We start from the raw sequence: 13,162 nt of genomic DNA on the forward strand, positions 1-13,162 counted from the left end.
CTGTTGCACCGGTACCGGGGCCGGCGACGAAAACTTTTTCGCGTTTTGTCGCAAACAGCAGCATTTCCCGCCCATTGATGCCGGCGCAATAGGGCGTTGGGCGCGACAGTAGGGGAAATCTAGGCCTTGTTCACCGCCAGAGTCGTCGCCAGATCTTCCATGCGCTGGGCGAGCGCGCCAAGCGCCTGGGTCAGTACGGAATCGTTCTTGTCGGCCTTGGTCAGCGCGTCGTCACGCGTCTTGCGCAGCGTCAGCACTTCGCTTTCCATGCCCTTGACGCGCTTTTGCAGTTCCGAAAGCTCGTCCATGACCATGATGCCGGCCATCACCGTCAGCCGCTGGTCGCCGATTTCGCCGAATGAGTCTTTCAGATGCGAGACATAGCGGTCGAAGCGCTCGGCAAGGTCGATCAGATGCTCTTCCTGGCCCTCGTCGCAAGCCATGCGATACTGCTTGCCATCGATGGAAACCGTGACTTGTGCCATTGGGCCAGCCCCTATCTATCCAACACGGCGCGGATGGTTTCCATGGCGGTCACCAGCCGACGCGACACTTCCTTGTTGGCGTCTTCCAGCCGTTCGGCGCGCGCTTCGGAATTGTCGAGTTCCTGCGCCAGCCGCGAGCGGTCGGCGTTCATGCGCTGCACCTCCGCCTCGGCTTCCGTATAGTCGCGCTCGTGCTCGAGCTTGGCCGCGACGGCGTTTTCCAGCCCCTCGATGGCCTTACCCAGCCTGGCGATGACTTCCTTGAGTGTCGTTTCCCCGGTCATGGCTTTCGTCCTGCGCCCTGCCCATCACCGAATCATCCACGTTCAGAACGCGTTATGTCTGAAACATTATGCGCCGTGTGAAGCCAACGTCAATAAAGCTCTCGCGACTGTCCCCTGCTAACGCTAATTTAGGCCACCAAAGCCCTCCTGGCGCCATCGCAAGACCGGCAAAAGCGCCGGTTTACTGACCAACAAGATTGGCAAATACGCGCCGGTTTGTTGACTAAAAAGCCGCGCCTGCTATGTGTCGCGCACCCCTTTCCAGGGCTCTTCCAAGGCCCCGACCCCCCACACTGGAGGAAGCATGACCTCGCGCGAACAACATGACCGGATGGCCAATGCGATCCGTTTTCTTTCCATGGACGCCGTCGAGAAGGCCCAGTCCGGCCACCCCGGCCTGCCCATGGGCTGCGCCGACATCGCCACGGTGCTGTTCACGCGTTTCCTGAAATACGATGCGAAGAACCCACATTGGCCCGATCGCGACCGCTTCATCCTGTCGGCCGGCCACGGTTCGATGCTGCTTTATTCGCTGCTTTATCTGACCGGCTACGAGGACATCACCCTCGACCAGATCAAGCATTTCCGCCAGGTGGGGTCGAGGACGGCAGGCCATCCCGAATATGGCCATGCCGCCGGCATCGAGACGACGACCGGCCCGCTCGGCCAGGGGCTTGCCAATTCGGTTGGTTTCGCGCTCGGCGAGCGCATCATGAATGCCGCGTTCGGCAACGACCTCGTCGACCACTACACCTATGTGCTGGCCGGTGACGGCTGCCTGATGGAGGGCGTTTCCCAGGAAGCCATCGCGCTTGCCGGACATCTCAAGCTGAACAAGCTGATCGTCTTTTGGGACAACAACAACATCTCGATCGACGGCCCGGTTTCGCTGGCCGACAACACCGATCAGGTCGCCCGCTTCCAGGCGTCCGGCTGGAACGCCAGCCACATCGACGGCCAGGATCCGGAAGCGATCGCCTATGCCATCGAGGCGGCGCGCCATTCCGACAAACCGACGATGATCGCCTGCAAGACGACGATCGGCTTCGGCGCGCCGACCAAGGCCGGCACCAACAAGGCACACGGTTCGCCGCTCGGCGCCGAGGAAATCGCCGGTGCGAGAAAATTCTTCGGTTGGGATTATCCGCCTTTCGAGCTTCCTGCCGATATCCTCGATGCCTGGCGCGACGCCGGCAAGACCGGCATCAAGGCACGCACCGACTGGGAAGGCCGCCTTGCCAGCGCCGACGCCCAATTGCGCAGCGAATTCGAGCGCCGCATCAGTGGCACGCTGCCGGCGAATTTCGACGCCGTCATCACCGACTACAAGAAGAAGCTCGCCGCGGACAAACCGAAGGTCGCCACCCGAAAATCGTCGGAAATGGCGCTCGAGGTCATCAACGGCGCCGTGCCGGAAACCATCGGCGGCTCGGCCGACCTGACCGGCTCCAACAACACCAAGACCAGCCAGACCAAGAACATCACCTCGGACGACTACGGCCAGCGCTACGTTCACTACGGCATCCGCGAGCACGGCATGGCCGCCGCGCTCAACGGACTGACGCTGCATGGCGGCCTCATCGCCTATGGCGGCACGTTCATGTGCTTTTCCGACTATGCCCGTCCGTCGATGCGGCTCGCCTCGCTGATGGGCATCCGCTCGATCTTCGTCATGACCCACGATTCCATCGGTCTCGGTGAAGACGGCCCGACCCATCAGCCGGTCGAGCATCTGGCCGCACTGCGCGCCATTCCGAACCACAATGTCTTCCGTCCGGCCGACGCGGTCGAGACCGCCGAATGCTGGCAGTTGGCCCTCGAGCAGGAAAAGACGCCTTCGACGCTGGCGCTGACCCGGCAGAACCTGGCGGCGGTGCGCAACGACTTCGTTGCGGAAAACCTTTGTCGCCAGGGCGCCTATGAGCTGGCCGCTGCCAGTGGCGATGCGGCGGTGACGATCTTCGCTTCGGGTTCCGAGGTCGAGATTGCGCTGGCGGCGCGCGAGGCATTGGAGAAGCACGGCCATCCGACCCGCGTCGTCTCTGTGCCCTGCTTCGAATTGTTCGACAAGCAAAGTGCTGATTACCGCAACAAGACGATCGGCAACGCGCCGATCAAGATCGCCATCGAAGCCGGCATCCGCCAGGGCTGGGATCATTTCATCGGCATCGACGGCATCTTCATCGGCATGACGGGCTTCGGCGCCTCTGGCACGATTGAACAGCTCTATCCGCATTTCGGCATCACCGCCGAAGCGACAGTGAAGGCGGCGGAAGCCCGCCTGCACGGCGAGTAAATATGTTGGTCTCCAGCGAAGCCGCACATGGCGGTTTCGCCGGCAGCCGCGACCTAATGGACTTAAATCCAACCCATCGACGGCTGGATTCTTTGCCAGCCCGCCGTTATGAAGCTGCGGACTTGATCTTCGGCCTCCAACTCCCAGGGAGAGAAAAATGACCGTCAGAGTTGCCATCAACGGATTCGGCCGCATCGGCCGCAACATCCTGCGCGCCATCCACGAATCCGGTCGCAAGGACATCGATGTCGTCGCCGTCAACGACCTCGGCCCGGTCGAGACCAATGCGCATCTGCTGCGCTACGACAGCGTGCATGGCCGCTTCCCGCATGAAGTGACGGTCGACGGTGACCAGATCACCGTCGGCAGCGAAAAATTCAAGGTCACCGCGATCAAGGACCCGACGCAGCTGCCGTGGAAGGAGCTCGGCATCGATATCGCGCTCGAATGCACCGGCATCTTCACCGCACGCGACAAGGCCGCCGCGCACCTCGCCGCCGGCGCCAAGCGCGTCCTCGTCTCGGCGCCGGCCGAGGGCGCCGACCTCACCGTCGTCTATGGCATCAACCATGACAAGCTGACCAAGGACCACATCGTCATCTCGAACGCCTCCTGCACCACCAACTGCCTGGCGCCGCTGGCAGCCGTGCTGCATGAGGCCGTGGGCATCGAGAAGGGCATGATGACGACGATCCACTCCTACACCGGCGACCAGCCGACATTGGACACCATGCACAAGGATCTCTACCGCGCCCGCGCCGCAGCGCTGTCGCAGATCCCGACCTCGACCGGCGCGGCCAAGGCGATCGGCCTGGTGCTGCCCGATCTGAAGGGCAAGCTCGACGGCATCTCCATCCGCGTGCCGACCCCGAACGTCTCGGTCGTCGATTTCAAGTTCATCGCCAAGCGTTCGACCACGGTGCAGGAAATCAACGAGGCGGTGATCGCCGCCTCCAACGGCAAGCTGAAGGGCGTTCTCGCCGTCACCCGTCATCCGAACGTGTCGATCGACTTCAACCACGACCCGCATTCCTCGATCATGGCGCTCGACCAGACCAAGGTCATGGACGGCAACTTCGTTTCGGTGCTGTCCTGGTACGATAATGAATGGGGTTTTTCCAACCGCATGGCCGACACCGCCGTCGCCTTCGGCAAGACCATCGCCTGACCGCAGAACCATCTTCTTGCGACGTGAAACGCCCGGCCTGTCCGGGCGTTTTCATGAGAGCGCGCAGCGCCCTTTTGAATGCGCAACGACGCTCTAAGGGTTTGTTTGGCAAGACCCGCGCCTTGAGCGCCAAAACACTCGAAAATCAGCGGCATAGGGCAAAAAACCACCCTCACGCCTTGCACCGGTCATGTCTTCGCCTCACTCTCCCGTAAAGCGAGAGGGACACGAATTCGAGGGGCAATTGGCGGATGGAGCATGCGATCTATCTCGTGACGTTGGTCGGCGCCGCTCTCGTCGTTGCCGCCGCGTTTTCGAGCCTGATCGCCTTCCGCTTCGGCGCCCCTCTCTTGCTGCTGTTTCTCTGCATTGGCCTGGCCACGGGAACCGACGGCCTCGGCATCCAGTTCGACAATGCGCGGCTGGCTTATTTTGCCGGCTCACTGGCGTTGGCGGTGATCCTGTTCGATTCCGGCTTCGGCACACCGCTCAACGCCCTGCGGCAGGCGGCCGGACCGGCGCTGTCGCTGGCGACCGTCGGCGTCCTTTTGACCACCGGCCTGTTCGGCGCGGTCGCCCATTATCTGCTCGATCTCAGCTGGCTGGAATCCTTCCTGCTCGGGGCCGCTGTCGCCTCGACCGACGCGGCAGCGGTGTTCTTCCTGTTGCGCGCCGGCGAGATCAATTTGCGCGAACGCGTGCGTTCCACGCTCGAGGTGGAATCCGGCACCAATGACCCGATCGCCATCTTCCTGACCATAAGCCTGGTCGAGATCATCGCCGCCAACGCCAGCCCCGAGGCCAGGGTGCTGGTTACCGACCTCGTCCTCGGCTTCCTTCTCAACATGGGGCTTGGCGCCGTCGTCGGCATTTTCGGCGGCCTCGCCATCGTTCGCCTCGTCGACCGGCTCAATCTCGACCACGGGCTGCTGCCGATCTTCGTGCTGACGCTGTCGCTGATGGTGTTCGCCGCCGCCGGCGCGATTGGCGGCTCCGGCTTTCTGGCGGTCTATCTCGCCGGCCTCATTGCCGGCAATTCCGACATCCGCGCCGTCACCATCCTCAAGCGCTTCCAGGACGGCATGTCGTGGCTGGCGCAGATCATCATGTTCCTGATCCTCGGCCTGTTCGCGACGCCCTCGCAATTTCCGGCGATCCTGCTGCCGGCGGTGCTGCTGGGTCTGTTCCTGATATTCGTGGCGCGGCCGATCGCCGTCTGGCTTTGCCTGATGCCGTTTCGTCTGCCGCGCCCGGAAGTCGCCTTCGTCTCATGGGTGGGTCTGCGTGGCGCCGTGTCGATCCTGCTCGCCATCACGCCGCTGCTTGGCGGTCTTGAGAATGGCCGCCTCATCTTCAACACCGCCTTCATCGTCGTGTTGGTATCGCTGGTCATCCAGGGATGGACTGTTGGACCGCTGGCGCGCCGCCTCGGCCTGATCGTGCCCGCCCGGCTGGGTCCGTTGGACAAGGTCGAGCTCGAATTGCCTGGCTCCGCCCATCACGAGCTGCTCGCCTACCGAGTAGCACCGGGCAGCCCGGTGGCGCGCGGCGAGCGCATTCCGCGCTGGGCGCGGCCGTCGCTGGTGCTGCGCGACGGCCGCTCGATGCGCTTCCAGGACATGGGCAGGCTCGCCGCCGGCGACCATGTCTACATCTTCGTGCCGGATCGCTATCCGGCCCTGCTCGACAAGCTGTTCGCCAGCCGCGCCGTGGTCGACCCCGAGGATGCCGACTTCTTCGGCGCCTTCGCCGTCGATCCGGCGCGCTCCGCCGCGGAACTGGAAGCAGCTTACGCGCCAGGCCTGACCGAGGAGGAACGCAAGCTGACGGTTGGCGACCTGGTGACGGAGCGGCTCGGTGGCCATGCCGAATATGCCGACCGCGTGCTGATTGGTCCGATCGAGCTGATCGTCCGCGATGTCGACGACAAGGGCAGGATCACCGGCCTCGGTCTTTCCCTGGAGCCGACCGCGCCGGTGGCACGGGTGCCGGTGTTCCTGAGTGCCGGCGAGATCGCCGACCGCATCGTTGGCTTTGTGCGCAATTGGCGCAAGCGGACCAAAAAGCCGGGTGCCGAGGCGCCGGCGGACGCGGAACCGGCTCCACAGCCAGTGGTGGAAAAAACAACCCGCGAGGGCTGACTGCCTGCGACCCGAGGCGTGGATCATATTTTCCGTGACTCCCATGCAGGTCTTGCATCGTCGTTGATGCGGGGTAAGGTCCCCGCGATTTTTCGCGAAAGGGAACAGCATGGCCGGCTTTAAGACACTGGACGACATCGGCAATATCGACGGCAAGCGCGTGCTGGTGCGCGTCGACCTCAACGTTCCCGTCGCCGACGGCAAGGTCACCGACGCCACCCGCATCGAGCGCATCGCGCCGACCATCGCCGAGCTTTCAGGCAAGGGCGCCAAGGTCATCCTGCTTGCCCATTTCGGCCGGCCCAAGGATGGACCTTCGCCCGAATTCTCGCTTGAGCCGATCGCCAGGGCGGCCGCGGAGGTGCTTGGCCGCCCTGTCGGCTTCGCGGCCGATTGCATCGGCGACAAGGCCGCGAGCGCCGTCGCCGCCATGAACAACGGCGACGTGCTGCTGCTCGAAAACACCCGCTTCTACAAGGCCGAGGAGAAGAACGACCCGGCCTTCACCGAAAAGCTCGCCGCCAATGGCGACATCTTCGTCAACGACGCCTTTTCCGCCGCCCACCGCGCCCATTCGTCGACGGAAGGGCTTGCGCACCTGCTGCCGGCCTTCGCCGGCCGTACCATGCAAGCCGAACTCGACGCGCTGGAAAAGGGCCTCGGCAATCCCGTCCGCCCTGTCGTAGCCATCGTCGGCGGCGCCAAGGTCTCGAGCAAGATCGACCTCCTGATGAATCTCGTGAAGAAGGTCGACGCGCTGGTCATCGGCGGCGGCATGGCCAACACCTTCCTCGCCGCGCGCGGCACCGCCGTCGGAAAATCGCTGTGCGAGCATGATCTCGCCAACACCGCCAAGCAGATCATGATCGAGGCGGCCGAAGCCGGCTGCGCCGTCATCCTGCCGGTCGACGGTGTCGTCGCCAGGGAATTCAAGGCGGGCGCCGCCAGCGAAACCGTCGCCATATCAGAGGTGCCGGCCGACGCCATGATCCTCGATGTCGGCGAAAAGACCGTGAAGACCGTTGCCGACTGGATCGACCGCGCCGCGACGCTGGTCTGGAACGGTCCGCTCGGCGCCTTCGAGATCGAGCCGTTCGACCGGGCGACGGTGGCGGCGGCCAGGCACGCCGCAGCCCGCACCAAGGCCGGCAAATTGATCTCGGTGGCAGGTGGCGGCGACACGGTGGCCGCCCTCAACCATGCCGGCGTCGCCGACGACTTCACCTATGTCTCGACCGCCGGCGGCGCCTTCCTGGAATGGATGGAGGGCAAGCCGTTGCCCGGTGTCGACGTGCTGAAGCGCTGAGGCCCTAGGCACCGGGCAACAGGCGAACAGGGGCGTTTGCGCGTTTCAATCGATTCGAGCTTTCCGCCTGGAATGGTTCGACTTGAACCTGCTTTGCTCTAGTGGTCTGCTAGCCCGGATTTTCACACTGTTTGGAACAACCGGTTCAGGAGGATGCACAATGAGCGAACGTCTCGAGGACATTGCCGCTGCGATGGTGGCCGACGGCAAGGGTCTTTTGGCCGCCGACGAGAGTTCCGGCACCATCAAGAAGCGCTTCGACGTCATCGGCGTCGAATCGACCGCCGACAGCCGCCGCGACTATCGCGAGATGATGTTCCGCGCCAGGGAGGCGATGACCAGATACATCTCCGGCGTCATCCTCTATGACGAGACCATTCGCCAGAAAGCCGCCGACGGCACGCCGCTGGTCGACATCATCAAGGCGACCGGCGCCATTCCAGGCATCAAGGTCGATGCCGGCGCCAAGCCTCTGGCCGGGTACTCCGGCGACACCATCACCGAAGGCCTCGACGGCCTGCGCGAGCGGCTCGCCGACTATTACAAGCTCGGCGCCCGTTTCGCCAAATGGCGTGCAGTGATCGACATCGACGTCGCCAGGGGCGTGCCCTCCGCCACGTCGATCGGCTCGAACGCGCATGCGCTCGCCCGCTATGCGGCGCTCTGCCAGGAGGCCGGCATCGTGCCGATCGTCGAGCCGGAGGTGCTGATGGACGGCGCCCACGACATCGGCACCTGCTACGAGATCAGCAAGGCAACGCTGACGAAACTCTACACCGAGCTCTACGCCGCCCGCGTCGTCCTTGAAGGCACCATTCTGAAGCCGAACATGGTTCTCGCCGGCAAAAGGTCCGGCAACACCAGCAGCCCCGAGGAAGTCGCCGAAAAGACCATAAAACTGTTCCGCGAGACGGTGCCGGCAGCGATTGGCGGCATCGCCTTTCTCTCCGGTGGGCAATCGGATGAGGAGGCGACCGCCAACCTCAACGCCATCAACGCCATCGGCCCGCATCCATGGAAGCTGACCTTCTCCTATGGCCGCGCCTTGCAGGCGGCGCCACAGAAGGCATGGAGCGGCAAGGCGGCCAACGTCGCCGCTGCCCAGGCAGCCTTCGCCCACCGCGCCCACATGAACCACCTGGCAGCGCTTGGCAAATGGCAGCCGGAATTGGAACAGGCCGCCTGACCGGTTTTTCTATCTTCATCCGAACCCGGGCCATGTGCCCGGGTCCCATCTGCTCCAAAATGCTCCAAAAAAATGCGGCGCCGTGTCGGCTTGCGTTGAGCCCGAACGTCCTTGGGGCTCAACGAGGAGCAGGCTGATGCCAAACAACAGGATCGTTTCACAGCAAGACTGGCTCCAGGCGCACAAGGCGCATCTGGCCCGTGAAAAGGAATTGACGCGTTTTCGCGACCGCATCGCTGCCGAACGGCGGCAATTGCCTTGGCTGAAGATGCGGAAGGACTATGTCTTCGAGACCGAACGGGGCCCGAAGAAACTGGCCGACCTGTTCGGAGGCGCGAGCCAGCTGATCGTCTACCACTTCATGTTCGGGCCGGGCGCCGACTACCGTTGCGAAGGCTGTTCCTTTCTTGCCGATCACATCGACGGCGCCAACCAGCACCTCAAGCACCATGATGTGTCGCTGATGGTGATCTCGCGGGCGCCGCTGGCCGAATTTCTGCCCTACAAACAGCGCATGGGCTGGAAATTCGACTGGGTGTCGTCCTACGCCTCGGACTTCAACTTCGACATGCAGGTTTCCTTCACCGACAAGCAGATCGCATCCGACACGACCTACAATTTCGAGCAGCGCCCGCTGAGATCGAAGGACCTTCCCGGCATCAGCGTGTTCTACAGGGATGAGAACGGCGACATCTTCCTGACCTTCATGTCGCGCTCCAGGGGCGGCGATCCGCTGATCGGCGCTTATCACTATCTCGACCTGACGCCGAAGGGCCGCAACGAGACCGGTCCCTACCACAGCCTGATGGACTGGGTGCGGCTGCACGACGAATATGCGGGCAGGCACGAAATGCAGGACGCCTGCTGCCATTGACGACGGACCGTCGACGCAAGGTCTTTCGCCTCTGGCCTGATATGCGCTAAGTGCTGCTTGCTATGGCCTTTGACGGACTTACCCATTAGCGGTTGGCCCCATTAACGGTGTGCGATGCAGCGCTTTCTTGCCCTCCTCACCTGGCTCGCCTTTCCGGTCTATGTCTGGCAGGGACTCGGCGTGCGCCGCCGCACCAGCCGCATGCTGCCGGCGCAAGGTCCGGTCATGCACGAGATTTCGGGCCAGGCGCCGGCGATCTCGCTGCTGATGCTTGGCGATTCTTCCGCCGCATCGGTCGGCATCGGCAATTCCGAATACGGGCTGGCCGCGCAACTGGCCGAGCTGATCTCAAAACGCACCGGCCGCGCGGTGCGCTGGCGGGCAGCCGGCTTCAACTCGGCGACCTCAGGCCAGATCCGCGATCATGTGCTGCCGAATCTGTCGGCCGATCCGTGGACGCATATCGTGCTCGCCATCGGCACCAACGACACCAAGAACTTCCACTCGGTGCCACGCTTCAAAAGCGATTTTGGCGGCCTGCTCTACGCACTACGCGCCAAATGGCCGGAGGCGCACGTGGTGTGGTCGCCGGTGCTGGAATTCACCCGCGCACCGGCAATGCCGCCGCTGCTCGGAAAAATCCTGGAGATCCGCGCCGCCGAGATGAACCGGATGGGCGAGCGCCTTTGCCTCGAACGCGGCGCTGTGGCGGCGCCGCGCCTGCCGATCACCGATGCCGAAGCCGGTTTTGCCTCCGATGGATTTCATGCCTCGGAAGCCGGCTACCGGGCCTGGGCGGAACATCTGGTCGATTTGGTGCTGGCCAACGAACCACGCCTCGCATAGCGGCCCGCCAGCCGCCAGCCCTAATGCATGTCGCGCAAAAGCATGCCCTCGGGCTTGAACCGAGGGTGTGCAGCGGTTCTGCGATAACGACATGCATAAAACAACAACCTAAAGTAAAGCGCGTCGCGTGAGGTCGGTCGAACGCGACGCGTTTTAGGTCCAATGGCCCAGCGCCGCTGTTATCGAAATTGCCGCCATCGCCAGCACCGCCAGCTTCCAAAAATCGCTGCGCCGCTTCAGCCCCGGCCAGCCGAGCGGCTTGATCAGCTGGATGACCATCATGGCAATCATAACGAGCGCGAGGAGTTTCGACATGCCGCTTCTGACTAGCGCATCGGCCTGCAAATCGAAATCGATTTTCGGAAAGCGCGATGCGTAGACTCGATGCTGCTGGAGCATCCTTGCGCCTCCAGACGGCGCGCGGCGCTCCGGCATCACGGTCGGCTGTCGAAGTGCTCCTTTCGCTGGCTCACGAGAGCACTATGCCAGCGGCTTGAGATTGGCCTCGATCGCAGCCCGTTTCGGTTCGAGGAACGGTGGCAAGGCCAGCCTTTCGCCCAGCGTTTCCAGCGGCTCGTCGGCCGTGAATCCCGGGCCGTCTGTCGCAATCTCGAATAGTATGCCGTTTGGCTCGCGGAAATAGAGCGAGCGGAAGTAGTATCGCTCGACCTCACCGCTTGACGGAAGGCGGAACTCGGCCAGCCGCGCCGTCCATTGATGCAAAATCTCCTGGTCCGGCGCCCTGAATGCCACGTGGTGGACCGCACCGGCGCCCTGCCGTGCCGGCGCAAGGCCCGGCTGCACGGCGACATGAAGCTCCGCCGCCGGGCCGCCTTCTCCCATCTCGAAGACGTAAACCTGGCCCTGACCATCCGGCGAGGCATAGTCCCGCGCCTTGCGCATGTTCATCACCCTGGTCAGCACGGTTTCAGTGTTGGTGATGTCGGGAACGCTGATGACGATAGGCCCGAGCCCGCGTATCTGGTGCTCGATTGGGACCGGGCTTTGCACCCAGGGGTGACTGTCGCCCTTGCCGCCATCGCTGACGAGACGTAGGCGCTGGCCTTCCGGGTCTTCAAAGTCCAACGACGGGTAGCCGCCGATATCGCCGGTCTCTCCCGTCGCGACGGTCTCGCCGGACAAGCGTTTCTTCCACCAGGCAAGGCTTTCAGGGCTGGCGACCCTCAGGCTGGTCCGCACGATGCTGTTGGTGCCGCGCCGCTCGCGTCCTACCGGCCAATCGAAGAAGGTAAGATCGGTGCCAGGCGTCGCCTCGGCGTCGGCATAGAAAAGGTGATAGGCCGACGTGTCGTCCTGATTGACCGTCTTCTTGACCAGTCGCAGGCCCAGGGTCCTGGTGTAGAAACGAAGGTTTCCGGGTGCATTGGCCGTGATTGCGGTCAGATGGTGAATTCCTGTCAGTTGCAGGCTCATTGTCATCTCCCTGATCTCTGGAAAATTTTTCTCCTTAGATATCAGAACCCCGGCCCTGTCGCTGCTGCGGATTCCGACGGTCCGTCGTTGGCAGATGAAAGACTTGATCCCGGCGACGAGAAAGCCTGCTTCACTCGGGCAAACGGATCAGAACCGGCAAAACCTGGCACGCTCACCAAAGACCGCTCAGCCTCCTGACAGACTGCTGTCAGGAGGGGTGTGCGATAGTGTCTCCATCGAAAGAGAGGAGACCAGCTATGAACGGTTTTACCATTCTGCGTAGCGTTCAGCACTATGTCGGCAAGATCCGGACGATGCGCAACGAGATCCGCACCCGGCGTTTCATGAACGGGTTGCCGCAGAGCATCCGCAAGGACATCGGTTGGCCGGATAATTATGAAGGCCGCCACGGCCGCGGCCATTGAGGCGATTTTTTGCGGCAGCGGTTGCATGCCAACGCCACGCGCCCAGATAAACAGGTCAGGCGGACCGAAAGACGGAGCAGCAAATGTCGGAACAGAAAACTATCGGCGTTCTTTTCATCGATCGCTTCGCCGACTGGGAATACGGGCTGCTGGCGGCTTCGGCGGTCGAATGGTTCGGCGCACGCGCGGTTTCGCTGGCGCCGAACGGCAAACCGGTGACTTCGGCCAGCGGCTTTATGCTGACGCCCGACCGCTCCACCGCGGTTGATGAAAACACCGATCTTGACGCCGTCGCGGTCATCGGCTCCGACCAGTGGGTCGATGCTCCGCCTGACGTCTCCGCACTGCTGACAGCGGTCGCAGCGCGCGGCGGTGTGGTCGGCGGCATCTGCGCGGGCACGCTGGCACTAGCGCGTGCCGGCCTGTTCGGCAACGCCAAACACACCAGCAATGGTCGTGACTGGATCAACGAAAAGGAACCGGGCTATCCGGGCGCCCAGAACTATCAGGACGTGCCCTATGCCGTCGCCGATGGTCGCATCGTGTCCGCGCCGGGTTCGGCTCCCGGCACCTTCGCTCTTGCCTATTTGAAGACGCTCTATCCCCAGAGAAGCAGCGATCTCGCTGAGATGCGCACGCTGTTCGCCAAGGAGTATGCAGAAGGGGAATATGCTGAAGCCTCCTGACAGTATGGTGTCAGGAGCGGCGTGCAATAAT

13 protein-coding genes are annotated in these 13,162 nt (G+C 63.1%); 9 read left to right on the forward strand and 4 right to left on the reverse strand.

The genetic code is table 11. From position 1 onward, the window contains the following. Positions 1 to 119: 119 nt before the first annotated feature. Together AC0L2M_RS19940 and AC0L2M_RS19945 are read right to left on the reverse strand one after the other, a co-directional pair. Complete coding sequence (locus AC0L2M_RS19940; protein ID WP_023797070.1) at positions 120 to 485, reverse strand: cell division protein ZapA; 366 nt, start codon at positions 483 to 485, stop codon at positions 120 to 122. A gap of 11 nt (positions 486 to 496) precedes the next feature. Then, positions 497 to 769, reverse strand: coding sequence for a DUF4164 domain-containing protein (locus AC0L2M_RS19945; protein WP_023797069.1), 273 nt, complete (start codon positions 767 to 769; stop codon positions 497 to 499). A 304-nt stretch (positions 770 to 1,073) separates the two neighbouring features. Between AC0L2M_RS19945 and tkt the strand changes: the two genes are divergently transcribed. From tkt to AC0L2M_RS19980, 7 genes are all read left to right on the forward strand, one after another. Next, positions 1,074 to 3,065, forward strand: coding sequence for a transketolase (gene tkt / locus AC0L2M_RS19950; protein WP_473535697.1), 1,992 nt, complete (start codon positions 1,074 to 1,076; stop codon positions 3,063 to 3,065). 157 nt (positions 3,066 to 3,222) lie between these two features. Next, entirely contained in the window at positions 3,223 to 4,233 is a 1,011-nt protein-coding gene (gene gap, locus AC0L2M_RS19955; protein ID WP_287072990.1) for a type I glyceraldehyde-3-phosphate dehydrogenase, read from the forward strand. Positions 4,234 to 4,484: 251 nt separating this feature from the next. Further along, complete coding sequence (locus AC0L2M_RS19960) at positions 4,485 to 6,374, forward strand: potassium/proton antiporter (RefSeq protein ID WP_473535698.1); 1,890 nt, start codon at positions 4,485 to 4,487, stop codon at positions 6,372 to 6,374. A 109-nt stretch (positions 6,375 to 6,483) separates the two neighbouring features. Next, positions 6,484 to 7,680 carry a phosphoglycerate kinase gene (locus AC0L2M_RS19965; RefSeq protein WP_128175396.1) on the forward strand — a complete coding sequence of 399 codons (1,197 nt, stop codon included), beginning with the start codon at positions 6,484 to 6,486 and terminating at the stop codon, positions 7,678 to 7,680. A 160-nt stretch (positions 7,681 to 7,840) separates the two neighbouring features. After that, entirely contained in the window at positions 7,841 to 8,866 is a 1,026-nt protein-coding gene (locus AC0L2M_RS19970) for a class I fructose-bisphosphate aldolase (protein WP_473535699.1), read from the forward strand. Between the two features lie 136 nt (positions 8,867 to 9,002). Continuing rightward, on the forward strand, positions 9,003 to 9,740 hold the full coding sequence (locus AC0L2M_RS19975; protein WP_473535700.1) for a DUF899 domain-containing protein: 738 nt from the start codon (positions 9,003 to 9,005) through the stop codon (positions 9,738 to 9,740). A 114-nt stretch (positions 9,741 to 9,854) separates the two neighbouring features. Further along, positions 9,855 to 10,586: an SGNH/GDSL hydrolase family protein gene (locus AC0L2M_RS19980; RefSeq protein WP_473535701.1), complete on the forward strand. Its 732-nt coding sequence runs from the start codon at positions 9,855 to 9,857 to the stop codon at positions 10,584 to 10,586. A gap of 153 nt (positions 10,587 to 10,739) precedes the next feature. On the opposite strand, the gene AC0L2M_RS19985 is transcribed toward AC0L2M_RS19980, so the two are convergent. Next, on the reverse strand, positions 10,740 to 10,985 hold the full coding sequence (locus AC0L2M_RS19985) for a hypothetical protein (protein ID WP_473535776.1): 246 nt from the start codon (positions 10,983 to 10,985) through the stop codon (positions 10,740 to 10,742). A gap of 81 nt (positions 10,986 to 11,066) precedes the next feature. Beyond that, complete coding sequence (locus AC0L2M_RS19990) at positions 11,067 to 12,020, reverse strand: ring-cleaving dioxygenase (RefSeq protein WP_473535702.1); 954 nt, start codon at positions 12,018 to 12,020, stop codon at positions 11,067 to 11,069. Between the two features lie 257 nt (positions 12,021 to 12,277). Here AC0L2M_RS19990 and AC0L2M_RS19995 point away from each other — a divergent pair, with 257 nt between their 5' ends. After that, entirely contained in the window at positions 12,278 to 12,445 is a 168-nt protein-coding gene (locus AC0L2M_RS19995; RefSeq protein ID WP_082982284.1) for a hypothetical protein, read from the forward strand. Positions 12,446 to 12,528: 83 nt separating this feature from the next. Continuing rightward, positions 12,529 to 13,131: a DJ-1/PfpI family protein gene (locus AC0L2M_RS20000; protein WP_128246005.1), complete on the forward strand. Its 603-nt coding sequence runs from the start codon at positions 12,529 to 12,531 to the stop codon at positions 13,129 to 13,131. Positions 13,132 to 13,162 lie beyond the last annotated feature (31 nt).

The sequence above is a fragment of the Mesorhizobium sp. WSM4806 genome (assembly GCF_055811635.1).

What these genes read in the sequence shown, in the direction of transcription:
- AC0L2M_RS19995 (WP_082982284.1), top strand. Translation starts at nt 12,278, where the DNA reads ATGAACGGTTTTACCATTCTGCGTAGCGTTCAGCACTATGTCGGCAAG.
- AC0L2M_RS20000 (WP_128246005.1), top strand. Translation starts at nt 12,529, where the DNA reads ATGTCGGAACAGAAAACTATCGGCGTTCTTTTCATCGATCGCTTCGCC.
- gap (WP_287072990.1), top strand. Translation starts at nt 3,223, where the DNA reads ATGACCGTCAGAGTTGCCATCAACGGATTCGGCCGCATCGGCCGCAAC.
- AC0L2M_RS19965 (WP_128175396.1), top strand. Translation starts at nt 6,484, where the DNA reads ATGGCCGGCTTTAAGACACTGGACGACATCGGCAATATCGACGGCAAG.
- tkt (WP_473535697.1), top strand. Translation starts at nt 1,074, where the DNA reads ATGACCTCGCGCGAACAACATGACCGGATGGCCAATGCGATCCGTTTT.
- AC0L2M_RS19990 (WP_473535702.1), bottom strand. Translation starts at nt 12,020, where the DNA reads ATGAGCCTGCAACTGACAGGAATTCACCATCTGACCGCAATCACGGCC.
- AC0L2M_RS19940 (WP_023797070.1), bottom strand. Translation starts at nt 485, where the DNA reads ATGGCACAAGTCACGGTTTCCATCGATGGCAAGCAGTATCGCATGGCT.
- AC0L2M_RS19985 (WP_473535776.1), bottom strand. Translation starts at nt 10,985, where the DNA reads ATGCTCCAGCAGCATCGAGTCTACGCATCGCGCTTTCCGAAAATCGAT.
- AC0L2M_RS19945 (WP_023797069.1), bottom strand. Translation starts at nt 769, where the DNA reads ATGACCGGGGAAACGACACTCAAGGAAGTCATCGCCAGGCTGGGTAAG.
- AC0L2M_RS19970 (WP_473535699.1), top strand. Translation starts at nt 7,841, where the DNA reads ATGAGCGAACGTCTCGAGGACATTGCCGCTGCGATGGTGGCCGACGGC.
- AC0L2M_RS19980 (WP_473535701.1), top strand. Translation starts at nt 9,855, where the DNA reads ATGCAGCGCTTTCTTGCCCTCCTCACCTGGCTCGCCTTTCCGGTCTAT.
- AC0L2M_RS19975 (WP_473535700.1), top strand. Translation starts at nt 9,003, where the DNA reads ATGCCAAACAACAGGATCGTTTCACAGCAAGACTGGCTCCAGGCGCAC.
- AC0L2M_RS19960 (WP_473535698.1), top strand. Translation starts at nt 4,485, where the DNA reads ATGGAGCATGCGATCTATCTCGTGACGTTGGTCGGCGCCGCTCTCGTC.